The 19,525-nt window shown below is 63.2% G+C and carries 23 protein-coding genes; 16 read left to right on the top strand and 7 right to left on the bottom strand.

Translation table 11 applies throughout. The features are described from left to right. Window positions 1-135 precede the first annotated feature (135 nt). The gene (gene glyA, locus ACHEXL_RS05155; protein ID WP_416560947.1) at window positions 136-1,380 is read left to right on the top strand and encodes a serine hydroxymethyltransferase; all 1,245 of its coding nucleotides are present in this window, start codon (window positions 136-138) and stop codon (window positions 1,378-1,380) included. Window positions 1,381-1,392: 12 nt separating this feature from the next. Next, on the top strand, window positions 1,393-1,842 hold the full coding sequence (gene nrdR / locus ACHEXL_RS05150) for a transcriptional regulator NrdR (protein WP_416560946.1): 450 nt from the start codon (window positions 1,393-1,395) through the stop codon (window positions 1,840-1,842). A 33-nt stretch (window positions 1,843-1,875) separates the two neighbouring features. Here the strand turns inward: nrdR and ACHEXL_RS05145 are convergent, their stop codons facing one another. Further along, entirely contained in the window at window positions 1,876-2,451 is a 576-nt protein-coding gene (locus tag ACHEXL_RS05145) for a GspH/FimT family pseudopilin (RefSeq protein WP_416560945.1), read from the bottom strand. Between the two features lie 77 nt (window positions 2,452-2,528). Between ACHEXL_RS05145 and ACHEXL_RS05140 the strand changes: the two genes are divergently transcribed. The 5 genes from ACHEXL_RS05140 to ribD are packed head-to-tail and all read left to right on the top strand — an operon-like array spanning window position 2,529 to window position 6,483. After that, window positions 2,529-2,999, top strand: a complete 471-nt coding sequence (locus tag ACHEXL_RS05140) for a type IV pilin protein (protein ID WP_416560944.1) — start codon at window positions 2,529-2,531, stop codon at window positions 2,997-2,999. A 4-nt stretch (window positions 3,000-3,003) separates the two neighbouring features. Further along, window positions 3,004-3,627, top strand: a complete 624-nt coding sequence (locus ACHEXL_RS05135) for a PulJ/GspJ family protein (protein WP_416560943.1) — start codon at window positions 3,004-3,006, stop codon at window positions 3,625-3,627. Then, window positions 3,624-4,835 carry a hypothetical protein gene (locus ACHEXL_RS05130; RefSeq protein WP_416560942.1) on the top strand — a complete coding sequence of 404 codons (1,212 nt, stop codon included), beginning with the start codon at window positions 3,624-3,626 and terminating at the stop codon, window positions 4,833-4,835. The genes ACHEXL_RS05135 and ACHEXL_RS05130 overlap by 4 nt, the downstream gene beginning before the upstream one ends. Beyond that, window positions 4,832-5,275, top strand: a complete 444-nt coding sequence (locus tag ACHEXL_RS05125) for a type IV pilus modification PilV family protein (RefSeq protein WP_416560941.1) — start codon at window positions 4,832-4,834, stop codon at window positions 5,273-5,275. The genes ACHEXL_RS05130 and ACHEXL_RS05125 overlap by 4 nt, the downstream gene beginning before the upstream one ends. A 50-nt stretch (window positions 5,276-5,325) precedes the next feature. Further along, complete coding sequence (gene ribD, locus ACHEXL_RS05120; protein WP_416560940.1) at window positions 5,326-6,483, top strand: bifunctional diaminohydroxyphosphoribosylaminopyrimidine deaminase/5-amino-6-(5-phosphoribosylamino)uracil reductase RibD; 1,158 nt, start codon at window positions 5,326-5,328, stop codon at window positions 6,481-6,483. Window positions 6,484-6,486: 3 nt separating this feature from the next. Here the strand turns inward: ribD and rpiA are convergent, their stop codons facing one another. After that, complete coding sequence (rpiA, locus tag ACHEXL_RS05115; RefSeq protein ID WP_416560939.1) at window positions 6,487-7,158, bottom strand: ribose-5-phosphate isomerase RpiA; 672 nt, start codon at window positions 7,156-7,158, stop codon at window positions 6,487-6,489. Window positions 7,159-7,263: 105 nt separating this feature from the next. On the opposite strand from rpiA, the gene ACHEXL_RS05110 reads away from it, so the two are divergent. Next, complete coding sequence (locus ACHEXL_RS05110; protein WP_416560938.1) at window positions 7,264-8,307, top strand: quinone-dependent dihydroorotate dehydrogenase; 1,044 nt, start codon at window positions 7,264-7,266, stop codon at window positions 8,305-8,307. A gap of 4 nt (window positions 8,308-8,311) precedes the next feature. Here ACHEXL_RS05110 and ACHEXL_RS05105 read toward each other — a convergent pair whose 3' ends face one another. Then, window positions 8,312-9,130 (bottom strand): acyl-CoA thioesterase, encoded by an 819-nt coding sequence (locus ACHEXL_RS05105; RefSeq protein ID WP_416560937.1) that lies wholly within the window; start codon window positions 9,128-9,130, stop codon window positions 8,312-8,314. 49 nt (window positions 9,131-9,179) lie between these two features. Next, the gene (locus tag ACHEXL_RS05100; protein WP_416560936.1) at window positions 9,180-10,301 is read right to left on the bottom strand and encodes an NAD(P)/FAD-dependent oxidoreductase; all 1,122 of its coding nucleotides are present in this window, start codon (window positions 10,299-10,301) and stop codon (window positions 9,180-9,182) included. A 113-nt stretch (window positions 10,302-10,414) separates the two neighbouring features. Here ACHEXL_RS05100 and ACHEXL_RS05095 point away from each other — a divergent pair, with 113 nt between their 5' ends. Then, window positions 10,415-11,176, top strand: a complete 762-nt coding sequence (locus ACHEXL_RS05095; RefSeq protein WP_416560935.1) for an SDR family NAD(P)-dependent oxidoreductase — start codon at window positions 10,415-10,417, stop codon at window positions 11,174-11,176. Window positions 11,177-11,404: 228 nt separating this feature from the next. Here ACHEXL_RS05095 and ACHEXL_RS05090 read toward each other — a convergent pair whose 3' ends face one another. Beyond that, a complete protein-coding gene (locus tag ACHEXL_RS05090) occupies window positions 11,405-11,986 on the bottom strand; it encodes a superoxide dismutase (RefSeq protein ID WP_108426124.1) in 582 nt (193 codons plus the stop codon). A gap of 90 nt (window positions 11,987-12,076) precedes the next feature. Continuing rightward, window positions 12,077-13,432 (bottom strand): exodeoxyribonuclease VII large subunit, encoded by a 1,356-nt coding sequence (gene xseA / locus ACHEXL_RS05085; RefSeq protein ID WP_416560934.1) that lies wholly within the window; start codon window positions 13,430-13,432, stop codon window positions 12,077-12,079. A 344-nt stretch (window positions 13,433-13,776) separates the two neighbouring features. Here xseA and ACHEXL_RS05080 point away from each other — a divergent pair, with 344 nt between their 5' ends. The 6 genes from ACHEXL_RS05080 to adk all read left to right on the top strand — a co-directional run bounded on the left by ACHEXL_RS05080 (window position 13,777) and on the right by adk (window position 17,670). Next, window positions 13,777-14,394 (top strand): MotA/TolQ/ExbB proton channel family protein, encoded by a 618-nt coding sequence (locus ACHEXL_RS05080; RefSeq protein ID WP_416560933.1) that lies wholly within the window; start codon window positions 13,777-13,779, stop codon window positions 14,392-14,394. A 9-nt stretch (window positions 14,395-14,403) separates the two neighbouring features. Then, window positions 14,404-14,826: an ExbD/TolR family protein gene (locus tag ACHEXL_RS05075; protein ID WP_416560932.1), complete on the top strand. Its 423-nt coding sequence runs from the start codon at window positions 14,404-14,406 to the stop codon at window positions 14,824-14,826. Next, window positions 14,823-15,845 (top strand): tetraacyldisaccharide 4'-kinase, encoded by a 1,023-nt coding sequence (lpxK, locus tag ACHEXL_RS05070; protein ID WP_416561309.1) that lies wholly within the window; start codon window positions 14,823-14,825, stop codon window positions 15,843-15,845. The genes ACHEXL_RS05075 and lpxK overlap by 4 nt, the downstream gene beginning before the upstream one ends. Window positions 15,846-15,897: 52 nt before the next feature. Beyond that, entirely contained in the window at window positions 15,898-16,104 is a 207-nt protein-coding gene (locus tag ACHEXL_RS05065) for a Trm112 family protein (protein WP_416560931.1), read from the top strand. A gap of 9 nt (window positions 16,105-16,113) precedes the next feature. After that, on the top strand, window positions 16,114-16,890 hold the full coding sequence (kdsB, locus tag ACHEXL_RS05060; protein ID WP_416560930.1) for a 3-deoxy-manno-octulosonate cytidylyltransferase: 777 nt from the start codon (window positions 16,114-16,116) through the stop codon (window positions 16,888-16,890). Window positions 16,891-17,013: 123 nt separating this feature from the next. Further along, window positions 17,014-17,670 (top strand): adenylate kinase, encoded by a 657-nt coding sequence (gene adk, locus ACHEXL_RS05055; protein WP_416560929.1) that lies wholly within the window; start codon window positions 17,014-17,016, stop codon window positions 17,668-17,670. 65 nt (window positions 17,671-17,735) lie between these two features. Here adk and ACHEXL_RS05050 read toward each other — a convergent pair whose 3' ends face one another. Continuing rightward, window positions 17,736-18,704, bottom strand: coding sequence for an asparaginase (locus tag ACHEXL_RS05050; RefSeq protein WP_416560928.1), 969 nt, complete (start codon window positions 18,702-18,704; stop codon window positions 17,736-17,738). Window positions 18,705-18,778: 74 nt separating this feature from the next. Here ACHEXL_RS05050 and lexA point away from each other — a divergent pair, with 74 nt between their 5' ends. Next, on the top strand, window positions 18,779-19,450 hold the full coding sequence (lexA, locus tag ACHEXL_RS05045) for a transcriptional repressor LexA (protein ID WP_416560927.1): 672 nt from the start codon (window positions 18,779-18,781) through the stop codon (window positions 19,448-19,450). Window positions 19,451-19,525 lie beyond the last annotated feature (75 nt).

Raw genomic sequence — 19,525 nt, 5'->3', positions numbered from 1 at the left:
AGAACCACTGGGAAGCGCACAGCCCGGAACTGGCCATGGAACCCAGCCACGGGTTATCAGCCGTTCGCCTGGGCAGCCCTTGTCGGGAACTTTTCACAAGTTGCCTGGCAAGGTTCCATCATCTGAAGGACTGCCATGTACCACCGCAATATTCTGATTGAACAAACCGACCCCGAGATCTTTGCCGCGATCCAGGCCGAGACTGCACGCCAAGAGCACCACATCGAGCTGATCGCCAGCGAAAACTACGCCTCGCCTGCTGTCATGGCCGCACAAGGTTCCCAGCTGACCAACAAATACGCCGAGGGCTACCCCGGCAAGCGCTACTACGGTGGCTGCGAGCATGTGGACGTGGCCGAGCAACTGGCCATCGACCGCATCAAGCAAATTTTTGGCGCCGAAGCCGCCAACGTGCAGCCGCACTGCGGCGCGTCGGCCAACGAAGCGGTGTTTTTGGCTTTCTTGAAGCCTGGCGACACCATCATGGGCATGAGCCTGGCAGAAGGTGGTCACTTGACCCACGGTATGCCGCTGAACATGTCGGGCAAATGGTTCAACGTCGTGTCGTATGGCCTGAACGCCAAAGAAGAAATCGACTACGACGCCATGGAAGCCAAGGCCCGCGAAACCAAGCCCAAGCTGATCATCGCCGGCGCATCGGCCTACTCGCTGCACATCGACTTTGCGCGTTTCGCAAAAGTGGCCAAAGAAGTCGGCGCCATCTTTTTGGTCGACATGGCCCACTACGCCGGCTTGATTGCCGCTGGCGTGTACCCCAACCCTGTGCCCCACGCCGACGTGGTCACCTCGACCACCCACAAGAGCCTGCGCGGCCCGCGCGGCGGCATCATCCTGATGAAGGCCGAGCACGAAAAAGCCATCAACAGCGCCATTTTCCCCGGCCTGCAAGGCGGCCCACTGATGCACGTCATCGCGGCCAAGGCCGTGGCCTTCAAAGAAGCGATGGCGCCAGAGTTCAAGGCCTACCAAGCCCAAGTGGTCAAAAACGCCCAAATCATCGCCCAAACCCTGACCGAGCGCGGCTTGCGCATCGTCAGCGGCGGCACCCAAAGCCACGTCATGCTGGTGGACCTGCGTGCCAAAGGCATCACCGGCAAGGTGGCCGAAGCCGCTTTGGGCAGCGCCCACATGACGATCAACAAAAACGCCATCCCGAACGACCCGGAAAAGCCGTTCGTGACGAGCGGCGTGCGCATCGGCACGCCCGCCATGACCACCCGCGGCTTCAAGGACGAAGAAGCCCGCGCCACGGCCCATCTGATTGCGGACGTGCTGGACAACCCGCTGGACGAAGCCAACCTGGCCGCGGTGCGGGCCAAGGTGCACGCGCTGACCAGCCGATTCCCGGTCTACGGCTGATCGGCCCGCGCGATGAAATGCCCGTTTTGCGGTCACCTCGAAACCCAGGTGGTCGAGACCCGTCTGGCCGAGGACGGGGATTTCATCCGGCGTCGCCGCCAATGCGGCGCCTGTGAAAAGCGCTTCACCACCTACGAGAAGCCGGAAGTCAACTTTCCGGCCATCGTCAAAAAAGATGGCCGACGCATTGACTACCAACGCGACAAACTGCGCGCCAGTTTGAATCTGGCCTTGCGCAAACGCCCTGTGAGCACCGAGCAGGTCGACAGCGCGATTGAGCGCATCGAAGAAAAACTGCTGAACCTGGGCATCCGCGAAGTCGCTTCGCACCGCATTGGCGAGCTGGTCATGCGGGAGCTAAAAAAGCTCGACAAAGTGGCTTATGTACGCTTTGCCAGCGTGTACCGCAATTTCGAAGACATCGACGATTTCAAGACCCTGGTGGACGAAGTCCAAAGCTGAGCGAATTTGGGGCATCTTGCCCGTGCTACGCGTTCATGGGCATTGCGGTGGTGTGTATTTTTCGATTCGGGGCTTGCCCAGGGCATTGCTGACCACCTGCCACCCCACAGATGCAGAGGCTTGGCAAAACCGCCACGTCCCGGCCATGAAGGCACCGTTGGCGCTCACGCTGCGCCCTTCGGAGCCATACGAAAAATACGATTTCACGGTACTTGTCGCACCCAAGCGCATCCCGGCCGGCAAAGCGGCATGCGACTCGATCAACGCCTCCCCAGCATCCAGCAAGCCGTTGTCGTTCTCATCCGTGAACACCAGCCAGCCTTGCTCCCATTGGCCATCGGTATCACAACGGCCCCCATCTGCCTGAGCGCAAAGGCTGATACGCAGCTGGCGGCGCAAAGCCTCCGAGCGTGCCAACACCAGACTGTCCAGAAACCCCTCGGCCTGTGCCTGCAAGCGGTGCCTGGCCTGCAGCTGCGACATGGCCGGGACGGCCATGCCCACCAGCACCCCCAACAAAGCCAGCACCACCAAGGCCTCCAACAAGGTGAAGCCATGGTCAAACGGCCTGACAAGCGACTTGGCGGTACGTGGGGATGAATGGCACATGGTTTGGTACGCGAGGTCTTGCACTGTACAGGATGAATACATAAGGCCACAATCAAGACATCAAAAGGAGCGCGCTCATGCCGACAGCCCACAGGAACAACCACCCGCCAAAACGCCATGGCCGGCACAGCAGCCAAGGATGGACCTTGGCCGAGTTGTTGATCACGATGGCCCTGATGGGTCTGCTGGCGGCATTGGCCCTGCCCACTTACCAGCAGCAGCAACGCCAGGTGCGGCGCGGCGATGGGCAAGCGGCGCTGCTGCAACTGCAAGTGGACCAGGCCCGTTGGCGCAGCACCCACGACGGCTACGCCGATACTTTGGCAGCACTGGGCTGGCCCAGTGACCGGTCGCCACAAGGGCACTACCAGGTCATCCTGACCGAAGCCAATGCCGAGGGCTATGCTGCACAAGCCATCGGCTTGAACAGCCAAGCCGCTGACTGGAACTGCACGCCATTGCGCCTGAACTGGCAAGGTAGCGCCACCGCCATCCTCGGCGCAGGCGAACACCCAGACAGCGACCCCAACCGCTGCTGGCGGCGGTGATGGCATGACAGCCGAGAGAGAACGCGGCGAAACCCTGATGGGCCTGCTGGTGGGTTTGTCGGTGGGTTTGGTCGTGTTGGCTGCAGGCAGCGCTCTGCTGGCCAACCACTTGCGCGGCCACCGCACCGCATTGCAAGACAGTCACTTGCACCACGACCTTCGATCGGCCATCGACTGGATGGCACGTGAACTGCGCAAAGCCCAATACACCGCCAATGCCTGGGAAACCCGCTCACCTACAGCCTGTGAAGACGCGTTTTGCGATGGCCCGGAAGACTTCAGCATCGCGGGCCACAGGATCGAATTCAGCCACGACCGCAACCACAACGGCCAACAAGACATGAACGAATGCATGGGCTTTCGGCTGGCGGGCAAGGCGCTTCAGGCCAAAAGGTCGTGCAACGCCAGTGGCGACTGGCAGGCGATCACCGACAGCGCCAACCTGCACATCACCGAGTTGCGCTGGCAACTGCACTGCGAAGAGCACCAGGGCTGGCTGCACCGCAGCATTCAGATGGTCTTGACCGCGCAATGGCCCACCGACGCGTCGCGGCAGGTCAGTCTGTCGCACACCGTGCACATGCGCAACGACTTACCGGCCAGCCAGCAAGCGCGGTTTTGCCCATGACCCGCCATCGCAACTTGCACCCACAGCGCGGTGCCATCACTGTGCTGGTGGCCATCGGTCTGGTGATCCTGGCCAGCCTGACCAGTTTTTACAGCGCACGCAGCGTGCTCATGGACCAACTGGCCAGCCAAAACCACGCCCGCACGACCCAGGCCAGGCTGGCGGCCGAAGCGGCTTTGGCAGGAGCACAAGCCTTGCTGAACGGCCTGCCCTCACAGGAGGTGTTGACGCGCCCGGCCACCTGTCCACAAGGCTGGAGTGGCCTGCAATGGGCGTGCAGCGACTTGGGGCTGGCGCCACACCCTGGTCTGCCTCAGGCGCAGCTGAGCGCCATCGCCGTGCGCGACCTGCTCCTGTCACCGCATGTGATCACGCTGCATGCCAGGGCTCGCATCAACGGACAAAACAGCCAAGCGCTGGTCCGCGAAAGCGTCTTTGCGCCCACTGTGGCCCCGGCACCACGCTTGGCAGCGCCCGCTGCGCTCGTGCTCAATGGTTGCATCAGTGAAGCCGCTGCTGCCACGGTGCGGGTGTGCCCGCTGACCAGCCAAGGTGATGCCTGTGTCGGCACCGCCTATGGCCCTGCAGTGCTCACGCACTGGGTGACGGACACCAACCGCGACGGCAGCATTTCCAGCACAGAAAAGAATGCCTGCCTGGCCTTGAGCGCCCGCAGCTTGCCAGGTGGGGGCAGCAAAAACGGGCCTGATACGGCCGCCGCGCACACGCCCTGCCAGCGCGCAGCTTGGCGCAGTGTGCTGGGGGACATCACGGATGCCCAGTTGCAGGCCTGGTCCAACGCCCAAGAGCGCAATGGCCTGACCGCGCAAACCACCCCACCCCGCACCATTTACTGGATTGACAGCCCCGCCGACTGGCAGCAAAGCGTGGGCACGGCGAGCCACCCGGCCCTGTTGGCGTTCTCTGCCAAGGCCTGTGCCCTGCGCTGTCCGCGCATCGGCCCGGGCGTGCGCATTCACGGCAGTGTCCTGCTCGATTCGGGCTGCAACGACGACAAGATGCGGGGCTGGCAGGCCGGCACCATCGAAGGCCAGTTGGTGGTCGAGTCGGGCCTGCCCGAATGGCAGTCCGGCAACGTGCTGGCCCGGCCCGATGGGCGCAAAGCCTATGACCTGAACTGGCCGCAAGGCATCGATGCCACACGCCTGCAACGCATCAATGGCAGCTGGAGTGAGGGCGCGCCGTGACCCGCACAGCAAAGCGCCAGCAAGGCATGGCCCTGATCGAAGCCCTGATCGCCTCTGCGGTTCTGGGCATTGGCCTGGTGGGCGCCACACAACTGACCCTCAAGACCCTGAATACCGCCAGCGAAAGCCGCCAGCACACAGTGGCCCAACACCTGGCGCAAGAAGCCATGGATTGCCTGCATGCCCAAATCCAAACCGGCACAAGCTTGTGCCCCGCGCAGGAAAGTCTGCAGGTGCAAGGTGTGCGTTACCGGCGGGAAACGCAGAGCACGCCGCGTGGCGATGGCATGCTGCAAGACTTGCAGGTGCGTGTGCTCTGGGCAGCCACGGGCAGTCCTATGGGTACAGGCGGCGGTTCAGGGACCACCGCAGAAAACCGCATCGAATGGCACAGCAGCGCTTCGCCTTTAACGGGCTGGGTTGGCGTATCCTCGCCCTAGTCCGTGTACGCTTCGCGTTAAACCACCCGAACCTCTGAATTTTGTCTGCCGTGCCGCCTTCGTCCGATCATCCTCACTCCCTGCCCCAAGCCTTTGACACGGCCTTGAACCTGGCCCGCCAGGCCTTGTGGCTGACCTCGCCCAACCCGCGCGTGGGTTGCGTCATCACCGCCGACGACGGCACGGTACTGGGCCTTGGCCATACCCAGCGTGCCGGAGGCCCACATGCCGAAATCATGGCCCTGCGCGATGCGGCCGAGCGCGGGCACTCTGTCAAAGGGGCCACCGCCTGGGTAACGCTCGAGCCCTGCGCCCACCAAGGTCGCACCGGGCCCTGTTGCGATGCACTCGCTGCAGCAGGCATCGGCCGCGTGGTGGCAGCCACGACCGACCCCAACCCCCAAGTGGCAGGCCAGGGCATGGCGCGGCTGGCGGCGGCGGGCGTGCAGACCAACACGCTGCAGCCCCAAGACGACATTGCTGTGCAGACCCGAGAGTTGAACATCGGTTTTTTCAGCCGCATGGAACGCGGCTTGCCTTGGGTGCGCATGAAGGTGGCGGCCTCGCTGGACGGGCAAACCGCCCTGCAAAACGGCCAAAGCCAGTGGATCACCGGACCCGAAGCCCGTGCCGACGGCCATGCCTGGCGTGCCCGCGCCTGCGCCATCCTGACCGGCATCGGCACCGTGCTGGAAGACGATCCGCAGCTGAACGTGCGCGGCCTGGACACCCCCCGCCAGCCGCACCTGGTGGTGGTGGACAGCCGCCTCGACATGCCGCTGAACGCCCAACTGCTGGGCACACAAGGCGCAGGCGATCAGGCCCGGCAGATCTGGATTTACACGGCGGTTGACCCTGCCAACGCAGAGCACGCGCTCAAACGCGCGGCACTGACAGCACGCGGCGCCCAGGTGATCGACATGCCTGGCCCAAGTGGCAAGGTGAATCTGGCCGCCATGCTGCGCGACTTGGCCCGACGCGAGATCAACGAACTGCACGTGGAAGCCGGCCACAAGCTCAACGGCTCCTTCATCCGCGAGGGCTTGGTAGACGAGTATTTGGTTTACCTGGCACCGCAGCTGTTGGGACCCGGTCAAGGCATGGCCAATTTGCCGGCGCTCACGGCACTGAGCGATTCGGTCCAGCTCGCCTTTCATGCGGTGGACCGCATCGGTCCCGATCTGCGCCTGCTGCTGCGAAAAGCTTGAAGATCAGAACGTCAGCGTCTTCACGCCTGTCGACGTGCCCAGCAAACACACCTGGGCTTTTTGCAGGGCAAACACGCCCACCGTCACCACGCCAGGCCACTGGCTGACGGTGTTTTCAAACGCCACCGGATCGGTGATCTTCAGGCCCTTCACATCCACGATGTGCTGGCCGTTGTCGGTCACGAGCGGCTGGCCGTCTTTCAGGCGCACGGCGGCAGTGCCACCCATGGCCGCGAACTGGCGCATCACGCGGGCCGTGGCCATCGGGATCACTTCTACAGGCAAGGGGAAAGCGCCGAGGGCGTCGACCAGCTTGCTCTCATCGGCGATGCAGACAAACTGTTTGGACTGCGCCGCCACAATTTTTTCGCGGGTGAGCGCCGCACCGCCGCCCTTGACCATGTGGCCCTGGTGGTCGATCTCGTCAGCGCCGTCGATGTAGACCGAGAGGCTTTCGACCTCGTTGCTGTCAAACACCGGAATACCCAAGGCCTTCAGGCGCACGGTGGAGGCTTCGGAGCTGGACACCGCGCCCTTGATCTGCTCTTTCATGGTGGCCAAGGCGTCGATGAATTTGTTGACCGTCGAGCCCGTGCCCACGCCGACGATCTCGCCAGGGACAACGTATTTCAGGGCGGCTTGGCCCACCAGGGCTTTGAGTTCGTCTTGGGTCATGAAAGGGGCTCGGTTCGGGGATGAAAAAAGACAGGTCGGGGTTTGCGACAATCAGGGCAACCGATTCAAACGCCGCAGACCTCTGCGCCAGCCCGGAATTATCCAATGTCCCTGATCCCTTACGCCCTCGCCCGCTCGTTTTTGTTCAAGATGGACCCCGAAGAGGCGCACGAACTGACCATCGAGGGCCTGGCCCGCACGCAAAACACCCCACTCGACCGGGTTTACCGCCAGCCCTTTGTCGCCCAGCCGATCACACTGGCGGGCTTGCACTTTCCCAACCGCGTGGGCCTGGCGGCAGGCCTGGACAAAAACGCCCGCTGCATCGACGGCCTGGGCGCCATGGGTTTCGGCTTTGTCGAAGTGGGCACCGTCACGCCCAAGGCGCAGCCGGGCAACGCCAAACCCCGCATGTTCCGCCTGCCCGAGGCGCAAGCACTGATCAACCGACTGGGCTTCAACAACGACGGGTTGGATGCCTTCATCGCCAACGTCAAGCGCTCCAAATTCCGCCAGCAAGGCCGCCTGCTCGGCCTGAACATCGGCAAGAATGCCGCCACGCCGATTGAAAACGCCACCGACGACTATTTGATCGCGCTAGCGGGCGTGTACCCGCATGCCGACTATGTGACGGTGAACATCTCCAGCCCCAACACCAAGAACCTGCGCGCCCTGCAAAGTGACGAAGCGCTGGATGGCCTGCTGGGCGCTCTGGTGGCGCGGCGCGAAGCGTTGGCCGCCGAGCACGGCCGCCGCGTGCCCATGTTCCTCAAAATCGCGCCCGATCTGGACGAAACCCAGGTCGGCGTGATCGCCGCCACGCTGCAAAAACACGGTATGGACGGCGTGATCGCCACCAACACCACGCTGGCGCGCGACGCGGTGAGTGGCCTGCCCCATGCCGAAGAAATGGGCGGCCTGTCCGGCTCACCCGTGCTGGAAGGCAGCAACCGCGTGATCCGCCAGCTGCGTGCCACCCTGGGCAAAGACTTCCCCATCATCGGGGTCGGCGGCATCCTGAGCGGGCACGACGCGATCTCCAAAATCGAGGCCGGGGCCGACATGGTGCAGATCTACACCGGACTGATCTACAAAGGCCCGGCACTGGTCACCGAAGTGGCGAGTGCGCTGCAGCAGATGAAACGCTGAGCGCTCAGTCCTTGAAATACACCAGCTGGTGCGTGCTCGCCAGCAGCTGGCCTTCGGGGCTCCAGAGTTCGCCCGTCTGGTCAAAGTAGCCGTGGCGGTAATTCAGCGCCTTGGCCACGCCCAGCACGTGGCACTTGCCCACCTGCGCCAGCAAGGCGCTGTCGGCGTGGAAATAGGTGGTCAGTGACACCGTACCGATCATGGCCCGGCGGCGGCGACGGATGTAGATGCGCGGGAAAAAGCTGTCGCTGATGGCCGCCAGCGAAGCGAAGTCCATCGCCCGCTCGGGCTCATCACGCACCCACAGGGTGGAGCGCGAGTGGGTTTGCTCCTGTTCGTCAAAGGCCGAGGGGAAAGCACCTTCGACAAAGCGCATGTCGTAGCGCTGCGGCCAGGCGGGCATGCCTTTCACAGGCATGCGGGGCACGGCATCGGGCGCGGGGACGTTGGCGGGCATCACCGCCTCAACATCCGACCAGGTCTCGCGCCGCACGGCAAACACGGCGGTGGCGGTGGCCACCACGCCTTCGGCCTGGTGGGCTTCGATGATCCAGTGCTGGGTCGAGCGGTTAGTGCGCACGGGCCGCGCCACAAACCGGATGTCGCCATCGGCCACCGGGGCGGCGAAATTGACGGTCAAGGCGACCGGCTCGCCCAGGCGATCGGGGTGCAGCATGGCCGACTGCAACAGCTGCGCAGCGGTGGTGCCCCCAAAGGGCCCGACCATGTTGGCATAGGCGGGATGGGTCGCGCCTGTGAATTCGTGGGGTGCGTCCGCAAGGGCAGAGGCGCGCAGGTCAATGGCTTCGTCGAGTGGGTGCATGCGCTCGATGATAGGCGCGCGCCTGCCGCCTGCGCTGTCCCAAAAGCGATCAGCCCAGCCGGGCGCACACCTCGTCAGCCATCGCCAACGAACTCGTCAAGCCCGGCGACTCGATGCCCAGCAGGTTCACCAGACCGGGCATGCCGTGCTCGGCCGGGCCCTGGATCATGAAGTCGGCAGCCGCTTCGTGCGGAGCATTGATCTTGGGACGCATGCCCGCATAACCCGGCTGCAAGGCACCGTCTTGCAAGGCGGGCCAGTATTTGCGCACCTCGGCATAAAAAGCGTCGCCCCGGCGCGGGTCGACTTGCAGATCGGCCGGGTCATCCACCCACTGCACGTCAGGCCCGAACTTGGCCTGCCCCCCAAGATCGAGCGTGAGGTGAACGCCCAAGCCCGCCGCTTCGGGCACGGGATAAATCAGCCGCGAAAAAGGCGCCTTGCCCGCCAGTGTGAAGTAATTGCCTTTGGCGAAGAACGCTTGGGGAAGGGCTTGCGGCAGCAAGCTGGGGTCCAGCCCGTCCATGCCCCGCGCCAGCGCCACAGCGTTCAGGCCTGCCGCATTGACCAGCACTTGGCAAGCCAGCTCGGTACCGTCTTGGGTGGTCACACGGATCGGGTGCGTGGCGGTGCCATGCTTGAGACCGATGTGCTGCACAGGCGAGACCAGCGCCAGCAGGCCACCCGCGTTTTCCATGTCGCCTTGCAAGGCCAGCATAAGGCCGTGGCTGTCAATGACACCCGTGCTGGGCGACAGCAGTGCCGCTTCGCAGGCCAGCGCGGGCTCCAGTGCCCGGGCCTCAGCGGCGCAGAGTTTTTGCAGGTCATGCACGCCGTTGGCCGCGGCCTTGGCCATGATGCCGTCGAGCGCCAGCACTTGCTCGGGGCTGGTGGCCACGATCAGCTTGCCCAGGCGCTGGTGCGCCACACCGCGCTCGGCGCAATAGGCATACAGCATTTGCTTGCCCTGCACGCACAACCGTGCCTTGAGCGAGCCTGCCGGGTAGTAAATGCCCGCGTGGATGACCTCGCTGTTGCGCGAGCTGGTGCCCGTGCCAATGGCGTTCTCTGATTCGAGCACCATCACCTCGCGGCCCGACAACGCCAGCGCCCGCCCCACAGCAAGGCCGACCACGCCAGCCCCGATCACGACAGCATCCACTTGTTCCATGGGCCCCATTGTGTCGCAAGCGAGGCGCATTCCCTGTTCGGGTGACACCCGAAGGACAGACACGGACACCTCAACCGGGCAGACTGCCCAGCATTCAACAAGGAGACCGTTTCATGTCGTTGTTCAACCTGAAAGGCAAAGTCGCCATCGTCACTGGCTCCAGCCGGGGCATTGGCCGATCCATCGCGCACCAACTGGCCCGGCAAGGCGCCAGGGTGGTGGTGTCCAGCCGCAAGCAGGACGCCTGCGAAGTGGTGGTCAAGGAAATCCAGGCCGCAGGCGGCGAAGCCATGGCGATTGCCGCCAGCATCTCCAGCAAAGAGCAACTGCAAAACCTGACCGCCCAGACCCGCGCGGCTTGGGGCCCGATCGACATCCTGGTGTGCAACGCGGCCACCAACCCCTACTACGGCCCCACCACGGGCATGAGCGACGAGGTCTTCGACAAGGTCATGCGTAACAACGTGCTGTCGAACACCTGGCTGTGCAACATGGTCTACCCTGACATGAAAGCCAAGAAAGACGGTGCCATCGTGATCGTCTCGTCGATTGGCGGCCTGCACGGCTCGGCCATCATCGGGGCTTACAACATTTCCAAGGCTGCCGATATGCAGTTGGCGCGCAACCTGGCCGTGGAATGGGGCCCGGACAACATCCGCGTGAACTGCATCGCCCCGGGCCTGATCAAGACCGACTTTGCCAAAGCGCTGCACGAGGACCCGGTGTTGAGTGCCAAGTACAACAACGAGACGCCGCTGCGCCGCATGGGTGAGCCGGACGACATTGGTGGGGTGGCGGTGTTTTTGGCCAGCCCGGCCGGGCAATACGTGACGGGGCAGACCATCGTGGCAGATGGCGGGATGATGATTCGCTGATTTACTTGTTTTGCGAGGTCCGCTGAGAATGGGGTGGGGCCAGGCGCCTCATGCTGGGGTACCAGAAATCGGCGCCCGGCCCCACCCCATTCTCAGCTCCATGGTTGATCGCAGGACAGTCAAAGGGCATTTCGAAAGCGAAGATTTGTCCAAGGGCCCCATTAACCTTGTGCCCCTGAAAGCACAAAGCCCGCATCAGCGGGCTTTGTGACTTGAAGGCTGACGCGATCAGCCGAAGTTCTTCTCGGCGAACGACCAGTTCACCAGCTTGTCGAGGAAGGTCTCGACGAACTTGGGGCGCATGTTGCGGTAGTCGATGTAGTAGGCGTGCTCCCACACGTCGACGGTCAACAAAGCGGTGTCGCCTGTGGTCAGCGGGGTGCCAGCGGCGCCCATGTTGACGATGTCAACCGAACCGTCGGCTTTCTTGACCAGCCATGTCCAGCCGGAGCCGAAGTTGCCCACAGCGCTCTTGACGAAAGCTTCCTTGAATGCGGCATAGCTGCCGAACTTGGCGTTGATGGCGGCTGCCAAGGGGCCTGTGGGCTCGCCACCGCCGTTGGGCTTCATGCAGTTCCAGAAGAAGGTGTGGTTCCAGATCTGGGCCGAGTTGTTGTAGATGCCGCCGCTGGACTTTTTGATGATCTCTTCGAGGGACATGCTCTCGAATTCAGTGCCTTTTTGCAGGTTGTTCAGGTTCACCACATAAGCGTTGTGGTGCTTGCCGTGGTGGAACTCCAGGGTTTCCTGGCTGTAGTGAGGGGCCAAAGCGTCGATCGCGTAGGGCAGTGCGGGCAAGGTGTGTTCCATGAGGATGTCCTTTTTTGTTGCGGGTTGATATAGGCCCATGCATTTTAGGGGCAGCTTGATCGCCCTTTGGAGCGGCAGGTCACTGAAAAATCAGCCAAAAACCTTCAGCGGCACTTCACCGTCTGACAAAGTGGCTTTGACGCTCTGCCCAGGCTCAAACTGGGCGGCATGGGTCAGGGCCTGGCCATGCGCGTCGCTCAGCCAGGCATAACCCCGCTCGAGCACCTGACGCGGGTCCACCGATGACAGACGCAAAGCGGCACGCTCCAGCCGCTGGGCGCGTTGCGGCACTTGCTGGCCCAAATTAAAGCGCAGTCGGTCGTTCAAGCGCTCCAACTGGTGCGCTCGGTCCGTCAATGGGCTTTGCACGCCCGCTTGCAAACGGTGTGCCAAGCGGTCCAGCCACTGGCGGTGCTGGCCCAGCAGGGCTTGCGGGCGACCCAAACGGGTGGCGATGGCGTTCAGGCGCTGCCCCTGCCGCTCTTGCTGACGGACCAAACCCACCCCCAGGCGTGCCGCCACCGCATCCAAACGTTGCGCTTGGCGGTCCTGCTGTCGCAGCAGCCCCCGGCCGAGGCGCTGCTCCAGCACCGACAGGGCTTCCAGACCCACACTCCGGTCGGTCGCGGCCATCTCGGCTGCGGCCGTGGGCGTGGGGGCACGCACATCGGCCACAAAGTCGGCGATGGTGAAATCCGTCTCGTGGCCCACACCGCAAATGAGCGGCACCGGGCTTTGGGCGATCAATCTGGCCAGGTTTTCGTCGTTGAAGGACCACAGGTCCTCCATCGAGCCGCCGCCGCGCACCAACAAAATCACGTCCACGGGCGGGCACAGCGGGTTGTCTTCGGCCGTCAGGGCGTAAATGCTTTGCAAGGCCTGCGCCAGCGTGGCGGCCGCGCCTGCGCCTTGCACCAAGGCCGGGGCCATCAGCACCGGGATGTGGGGCACGCGCCGCTGCAAGGCGGTCACCACATCGTGCCAGGCGGCTGCGCCCAATGACGTGACCACCCCAATGGCACGGGGCTGGTCGGGCAGTGCGCGTTTGTGCGCGGGGTCGAACAGGCCTTCGACTTCGAGCTTGGCCTTCAGACGCAAAAACTGCTCAAACAAGGCGCCTTGCCCTGCGCGCTCCATGGATTCAACGATCAGCTGCAGATCACCCCGGGCTTCGTACACGCCCAAACGGCCCCGTACCTCGACCAATTCGCCGTCGCGCGGGGCAAAGTCCATCAAACTGGCCGCACGCCGGAACATGGCGCAGCGGATCTGGCCCGTGTCGTCCTTGAGCGAAAAATAACAATGCCCGCTGGCGGCCCGCGAAAAACCCGAAATCTCGCCGCGCACAGTGACCGGGTTGAACTGGGCGTCCAGCGTGTCAGCGATGGCGCGGCACAGCGCGGAAACTGTCCACGCGCGCGGCTTCAGATCGTCGTTCAAGGGCATGGGATTGAGGTTTTATCAGCGTTTCACGGGCATTTCAGGCGGCAAACCCTGATCTGTTCAGCCCAAGTACTCCACAAGCCAAGCCCGATGCAGTTTTTGACGCGTTCGGTGCAAGTACAACAGTAAGGCCATCGTAAGCCATTGATTTTGTTGAGTATTTTAAAAATAGCCGGACGAATTTTTGAAAATTAATATATACCTGAGTATGCTGAACAGCGCGACAGGCCAAGTTCTTCACAAAGTTATCCACAGAAATCCCAACATCCGGCCCCTGTTTACAAGGGGGCGCGGGCATTGGCAGATAATCAGCCCGTTCACGACGCCATCAACGGGAAGGGTTTTTCTTGCTGTCCATCATACAAGCCGCCGGTTGGCCCATCTGGCCCCTGATTTTGTGCTCCATTGTGGCCTTGGCATTGATCCTGGAGCGCTGCTTGCAGTTGCAAGCTGCCAAGGTCATGCCCCCCAACATCCTGACGCAAACCATCGAGGCCTCGCAACGCGGTGTGCCCCTGCCCGAAATGATCCAGGCCCTGGACAAAGCCGGGGCCATGGGGCCGGTGCTGGCCAGCGGACTGCGATGCCTGAAAGCCAACCCGCAAGCGACCAGCGAAGACATCCAGGCCCAGATGCAAACTGCGGGCCGTCTGGCTGCCCAAGGGCTAGAGCGCTACCTGCCTGCGCTGGCCACCATCGCCTCGGCGGCCCCTCTGCTGGGCTTGCTGGGCACCGTGGTCGGCATGATCGAGATTTTTGGCGCGCACACCGCGGCCAACAACCAGCCCGCCTTGTTGGCCCACGGCATTTCGGTGGCGCTTTACAACACCGCTTTTGGCTTGATCGTGGCCATTCCGGCGCTGATGTTCTGGCGCTACTTTCGCGCGGTGGTGGACAGCCATGTGCTGGCCATGGAAGTGACCGCCGAGCAGTTTGCCCGGCACCTGGGCCGTGTGCGCACCTGAAGGCTGGCTGTGAATTTCAAGACCCCTCGCACCGCCCCCGAGCCCGAGATCAACCTGATCCCGTTCATTGACGTGCTCTTGGTGGTGCTGATCTTTTTGATGCTCACCACCACCTGGTCGCGGTTGACAGAGATCCAGCTGAACCTGCCCGTGGCCGATGCCAGCGCATCCAGCCAGCGGCCTCGCCAGATTGTGCTGACCATCACCTCGCAAGGACAGTACGCCATCAACAAGTCGCCCGTAGGTGCCAGCTCGGTGGGCGCTTTGGTGGCGGTGTTGACCCCGCTGGCCGACAAAGACGCGATGCTGGTGATCAGCGCCGACGCTGCTGCCTCGCACCAAAGCGTCATCCATGCCATGGAGGCGGCACGCCGCAGCGGTTTGTCCAAAATCACTTTTGCCACCCAGTCGGCCGAAGTGCCGGGCTCCTGATCGGCATGGGCCTGTCCGCCTACCTCCACCAGCTTTTGCCGCGCATCTGGTTGCGGCGAGGTCCACTCGCCTGGGCTTTGCGCCCGCTGGCGGCTATTTATGGCGCACTCATGACGCTGCGCCGCATGGCCTACGCCTGGGGCCTGTTCAAAACCTGGCGCGTACCCGCTCTGGTCATCGTGGTGGGCAATGTGGTGGCGGGCGGTGCAGGCAAAACGCCTGTGACCATCGCCTTGGCCAAGCACTTGCGCTCCAGGGGATTGCAGGTCGGGGTGATCTCACGCGGGCATGGACGCCGAACGCATGACGCGCGGGCCGTGACGCACGACAGCCACCCACTGGACGTGGGGGACGAACCCTTGCTGATCCACCAAGCCACGGGCGTGCCCGTTTGGGTGGCGCGGGCCAGGGCCGATGCGGCACTGGACTTGTTGCAAGCGCACCCGGCGGTGCGAGTGCTGATTTGCGACGATGGCTTGCAGCACCTGGCTTTGGCCCGCGACCTCGAAATATGCGTGATGGACGAACGCGGCACGGGCAACGGCTGGTTGCTGCCGGCAGGGCCCCTGCGCGAGGCCTGGCCGCGCCGGGTCGATTGGGTGCTGCACACGGGGCCGACCCGTTCGGCGTCTACGTCAGATAAGGACCAGCCCACGCAATACCAAGCCACACGCCAGCTGGCAGACCACGCCATCACCGCGACGGGCCAGCGCGTTGCGCTGAGCGAACTGTGCAAGCGCCCCTTGCATGCAGTAGCCGGGCTGGCACGGCCTGAAGCATTTTTTCAGATGTTGCGCCAATCGGGCCTGAGCCTCACCACCACCACCGCTCTGCCCGACCACCACGACTACCAAGACTGGCAAGCCCAACCCGACCGCACCTGGCTGTGCACCGAGAAGGACGCGGCCAAACTCTGGCCCCATGAACCCGGTGCGCTGGCCGTGCCCTTGGTAGTCATGCCCGAAAATGATTTTTGGGTGGCCCTGGATGCGCGCCTGGACGCGCTTTTGCAGCACTGACGCCCACCTGTACCGCCCCACAGCGGACCATGGGCCCGTTATCATTGGCGGCATGGACACCAAATTGCTTGAACTGCTGGTTTGCCCGGTCACCAAAGGCCCGCTCAACTTCGACCGCGAACGCCAGGAACTGCTCTCGCGCAGCGCCCGCTTGGCCTATCCGGTGCGCAAGGGCATCCCGATCCTGCTGGAAAACGAAGCCCGCCCCCTGAGTGACGAAGAAATTGACCGACTGGCCGCACTGCGTCCGGCGCTCTGACAATTGACCATGACAGATGCCCCAGCGCCACGCGGCTTCACCGTGGTGATTCCTGCCCGCATGGCGTCCAGCCGCCTGCCCGACAAACCCTTGGCCGATATCGGCGGATTGCCCATGGTGGTGCGCGTCGCGCAACGGGCCCTGCAGTCTGAGGCCTGCCAAGTGGTGGTGGCCGCAGACGACGAACGGATCGTGGCCGCCTGCGTGGCCCACGGCGTGCAGGCCCTGTTGACCCGTCAAGACCACCTGAGCGGCAGCGACCGGTTGGCCGAAGCCTGCCAGCTGCTGAGCCTGCCCGATGACGCGGTGGTGGTCAATGTGCAGGGTGACGAACCCCTGATGCCCCCCGCGCTCATCAACGAGGTGGCCCGCGTGCTGAGCGAGCGGCCCGATGCCAGCATGAGCACGGCCGCCCACGCGATCGGCTCGGTCGAAGAATTCACCAACCCCAATGTGGTCAAAGTGGTCATGGATGCCCGCCAGATGGCGCTCTATTTCAGCCGGGCCCCCATTCCCTGGTGGCGCGAGGGCCAGGCGGACTCGGGCTTCAAGGCCTTGCCCAGCCTAGCGCCGCTGCGCCACATCGGCATTTACGCTTACCGGGCCGGTTTTCTGGCGCTGTTTCCCACCTTGCCGCCCGCCCCGATTGAAACCATGGAGTCACTGGAGCAGCTGCGCGCCCTGTGGCATGGCCACCGGATCGCCGTGCATGTGACGCCCGAGGCCCCCGGCCCCGGTGTCGACACGCCACAAGACCTGGCGCGTGTGCGCAGCCTGATCGGCTGAATGAAAAACCAGGGTGGGCGTCGTAAGCCAGGCTTGAGGCTGGCGTGATATTCTCAAAAACAATCCGGCAGCGGTCATGGAGCCCGACTCGCCGAAACAATTTCAAACGATAAGGACCTTCCCATGAGACTGATTCTGTTGGGCGCACCCGGCGCCGGCAAAGGCACGCAAGCCACTTTCATCTGCCAGAAATACAACATCCCCCAAATCTCCACAGGCGACATGCTGCGCGCTGCCGTCAAGGCCGGCACCCCTCTGGGCCTGCAAGCCAAAGCCGTCATGGAGTCCGGTGGTCTGGTCAGCGACGACCTGATCATCAACCTGGTCAAGGAACGCATCGCCCAGGCAGACTGCGCCAATGGCTTCCTGTTTGACGGCTTCCCCCGCACCATCCCCCAAGCCGATGCCATGAAGGCTGCGGGCGTCAAACTCGACTACGTACTCGAAATCGACGTGCCCTTTGATGCCATCATCGAACGCATGAGCGGCCGCCGCTCCCACCCCGCTTCTGGCCGCACCTACCATGTCAAATTTAACCCGCCCAAGGTGGCTGGTGTGGACGACCTGACTGGCGAGCCCTTGGTGCAACGTGCCGACGACCAGGAAGAAACCGTGAAGAAGCGTCTGGATGTTTACAGCGCCCAGACTCGTCCACTGGTGGACTACTACTCTGGCTGGGCCAAACAAGACCCCGCCGCCGCCCCCAAATACCGTGCTATTCAAGGCACGGGCAGCGTGGAAGACATCACCGCCCGTGCGTTCGAGGCGCTGGCGAGCTGATTCTTCAGCTCAGCCACCCCCACAAAGCCCCGCTCTGCGGGGCTTTGTGTTTTCAGGGCCAGATCTCAGACCTGGCCCATCAAATCCAGCATCAAGTTCACCCGCGCCTTGTAGGCATTGAGGCCTCGTGGGGCTGTCTGCAAAGCGGGTTGCCCCACAATCTGGCCTTCGGCGCAGCGGGTGGCTACGCGCACGGCCACACCTTGGTCCTGCGCTCGGGCGAGCGCCACCCACAGGGCCTGGTGCACTGTGGCGTTGCCTGTGCCCGCCACCACCAGCCCCTTCACACCTGCAGCCACCAAGGCATCCACTTGTCTGGCGTCGGCACCGGCATGGCTGGGCACGACCTCGACCCAAGGCCAATCGGCGGCAGGCTGCCCAAGCGCCAGCTGGGCATGAACATGCGCTACCGGCCAAGCGCCCGGGTCTGTCCAACGCACAACGCCTTGCTCCACCCAGCCGCGCGGTCCTGCCTCACCCGAGCTGAAAGCGTCCAAGCGGTAAGGATGGACTTTTTGCACGTCACGGGCGCTGTGGATGCGACCTGCGCAAACGGCCAACACGCCCCGAGCCATCGGGTCGCGCACCGCAGCCATGGCGTCCAGCAGGTTTTGCGGGCCATCGGGCGTCAAGGCGGTGGCCGGGCGCATCGCACAGGTCAGCACCACGGGCTTGAAGGTGGCCATCACTTGTTGCAAAAACCAGGCTGTTTCTTCCAGCGTGTCGGTGCCGTGGGTGATGACGATGCCGACCACATCAGTCTGCGCGAGCCAGTGAGAACAGCGCTGCGCCAGCGCTTGCCAGGTAGCATGGTCCATGTCCTTGCTGTCAAGTTGGGCCACTTGTTCGCACACCAAAGCATCACCTTGCAATGCCTCTTCCAGCCCTGGCACCGCGGCCAGCAGATGTTGAACCCCTAATTGCCCGGCGGTGTACCCCGTGTGGTCACCGGCACTGGTCGCCGTACCGGCAATCGTCCCACCTGTGCCCAAAACCACGATTTTCTGAATTTTTTTTGCGTCCACCACTTGCACAGCCCTAAAAACTGGTTAAAAATACAGTCACTGGATGAAAAAACAGTTTATCCAATCTTCACAAGGAGATCGCCATGACCGACAGCCCCAAACTCACCGCCCGGCAACAAGAAATTCTGGAACTGATCCAGAACACCATCGCCAACACCGGTGCCCCACCCACGCGTGCCGAAATCGCCAGCGTGCTGGGCTTCAAGTCGGCCAACGCGGCAGAAGAACACCTCAAGGCCCTGGCCCGCAAAGGCGCCATCGAACTGGTGAGCGGCACCTCTCGCGGCATTCGCCTCAAGGGCAGCAACCGTAACGCTTTGCGGGCACCGTCCGACCTGTTCAGTCTCACCCTGCCCGGCTTGGGTCAATTGAGTTTGCCTCTGGTCGGGCGTGTGGCCGCTGGGTCGCCCATTTTGGCTCAAGAGCATGTGGATCGGACCTATCAGATCGAAAGCAGCTTATTTGCCGAGCAACCCGATTACTTGCTGCGCGTTCGCGGCATGTCCATGCGGGACGCAGGCATCATGGACGGCGACCTGCTGGCCGTGAAATCCACCAAGGAAGTCCGCAACGGTCAAATTGTGGTGGCCCGCCTGGGCGAGGAAGTCACCGTCAAGCGCTTGCGTAAAACAGGCAGCGGCATCGAGCTTTTGCCCGAAAACCCCGATTACCCCACCATCGTGGTCAACCCCGAAGAGCCGTTCGACATTGAAGGTTTGGCCGTAGGCCTGATCCGCAACACCCTTCTGATGTAAGACACTTGCTTGTTGCACCAGGTGGCGGGCGCTGGCGACATGGTTCTGCCAGCCCTGATGCAACAGGCTCCTTCA

Origin of the sequence: Limnohabitans sp. YIMB22184, from assembly GCF_048020265.1 — a bacterium.
Lineage (GTDB): Bacteria > Pseudomonadota > Gammaproteobacteria > Burkholderiales > Burkholderiaceae_C > Limnohabitans_A.
This window is presented reverse-complemented; position numbering and strand designations above follow the sequence as displayed.

What these genes read in the sequence shown, in the direction of transcription:
- glyA (WP_416560947.1), top strand. Translation starts at nt 136, where the DNA reads ATGTACCACCGCAATATTCTGATTGAACAAACCGACCCCGAGATCTTT.
- nrdR (WP_416560946.1), top strand. Translation starts at nt 1,393, where the DNA reads ATGAAATGCCCGTTTTGCGGTCACCTCGAAACCCAGGTGGTCGAGACC.
- ACHEXL_RS05145 (WP_416560945.1), bottom strand. Translation starts at nt 2,451, where the DNA reads ATGTGCCATTCATCCCCACGTACCGCCAAGTCGCTTGTCAGGCCGTTT.
- ACHEXL_RS05140 (WP_416560944.1), top strand. Translation starts at nt 2,529, where the DNA reads ATGCCGACAGCCCACAGGAACAACCACCCGCCAAAACGCCATGGCCGG.
- ACHEXL_RS05135 (WP_416560943.1), top strand. Translation starts at nt 3,004, where the DNA reads ATGACAGCCGAGAGAGAACGCGGCGAAACCCTGATGGGCCTGCTGGTG.
- ACHEXL_RS05130 (WP_416560942.1), top strand. Translation starts at nt 3,624, where the DNA reads ATGACCCGCCATCGCAACTTGCACCCACAGCGCGGTGCCATCACTGTG.
- rpiA (WP_416560939.1), bottom strand. Translation starts at nt 7,158, where the DNA reads ATGACCCAAGACGAACTCAAAGCCCTGGTGGGCCAAGCCGCCCTGAAA.
- ACHEXL_RS05110 (WP_416560938.1), top strand. Translation starts at nt 7,264, where the DNA reads ATGTCCCTGATCCCTTACGCCCTCGCCCGCTCGTTTTTGTTCAAGATG.
- ACHEXL_RS05105 (WP_416560937.1), bottom strand. Translation starts at nt 9,130, where the DNA reads ATGCACCCACTCGACGAAGCCATTGACCTGCGCGCCTCTGCCCTTGCG.
- ACHEXL_RS05100 (WP_416560936.1), bottom strand. Translation starts at nt 10,301, where the DNA reads ATGGAACAAGTGGATGCTGTCGTGATCGGGGCTGGCGTGGTCGGCCTT.
- ACHEXL_RS05095 (WP_416560935.1), top strand. Translation starts at nt 10,415, where the DNA reads ATGTCGTTGTTCAACCTGAAAGGCAAAGTCGCCATCGTCACTGGCTCC.
- ACHEXL_RS05090 (WP_108426124.1), bottom strand. Translation starts at nt 11,986, where the DNA reads ATGGAACACACCTTGCCCGCACTGCCCTACGCGATCGACGCTTTGGCC.
- xseA (WP_416560934.1), bottom strand. Translation starts at nt 13,432, where the DNA reads ATGCCCTTGAACGACGATCTGAAGCCGCGCGCGTGGACAGTTTCCGCG.
- ACHEXL_RS05065 (WP_416560931.1), top strand. Translation starts at nt 15,898, where the DNA reads ATGGACACCAAATTGCTTGAACTGCTGGTTTGCCCGGTCACCAAAGGC.
- kdsB (WP_416560930.1), top strand. Translation starts at nt 16,114, where the DNA reads ATGACAGATGCCCCAGCGCCACGCGGCTTCACCGTGGTGATTCCTGCC.
- adk (WP_416560929.1), top strand. Translation starts at nt 17,014, where the DNA reads ATGAGACTGATTCTGTTGGGCGCACCCGGCGCCGGCAAAGGCACGCAA.
- lexA (WP_416560927.1), top strand. Translation starts at nt 18,779, where the DNA reads ATGACCGACAGCCCCAAACTCACCGCCCGGCAACAAGAAATTCTGGAA.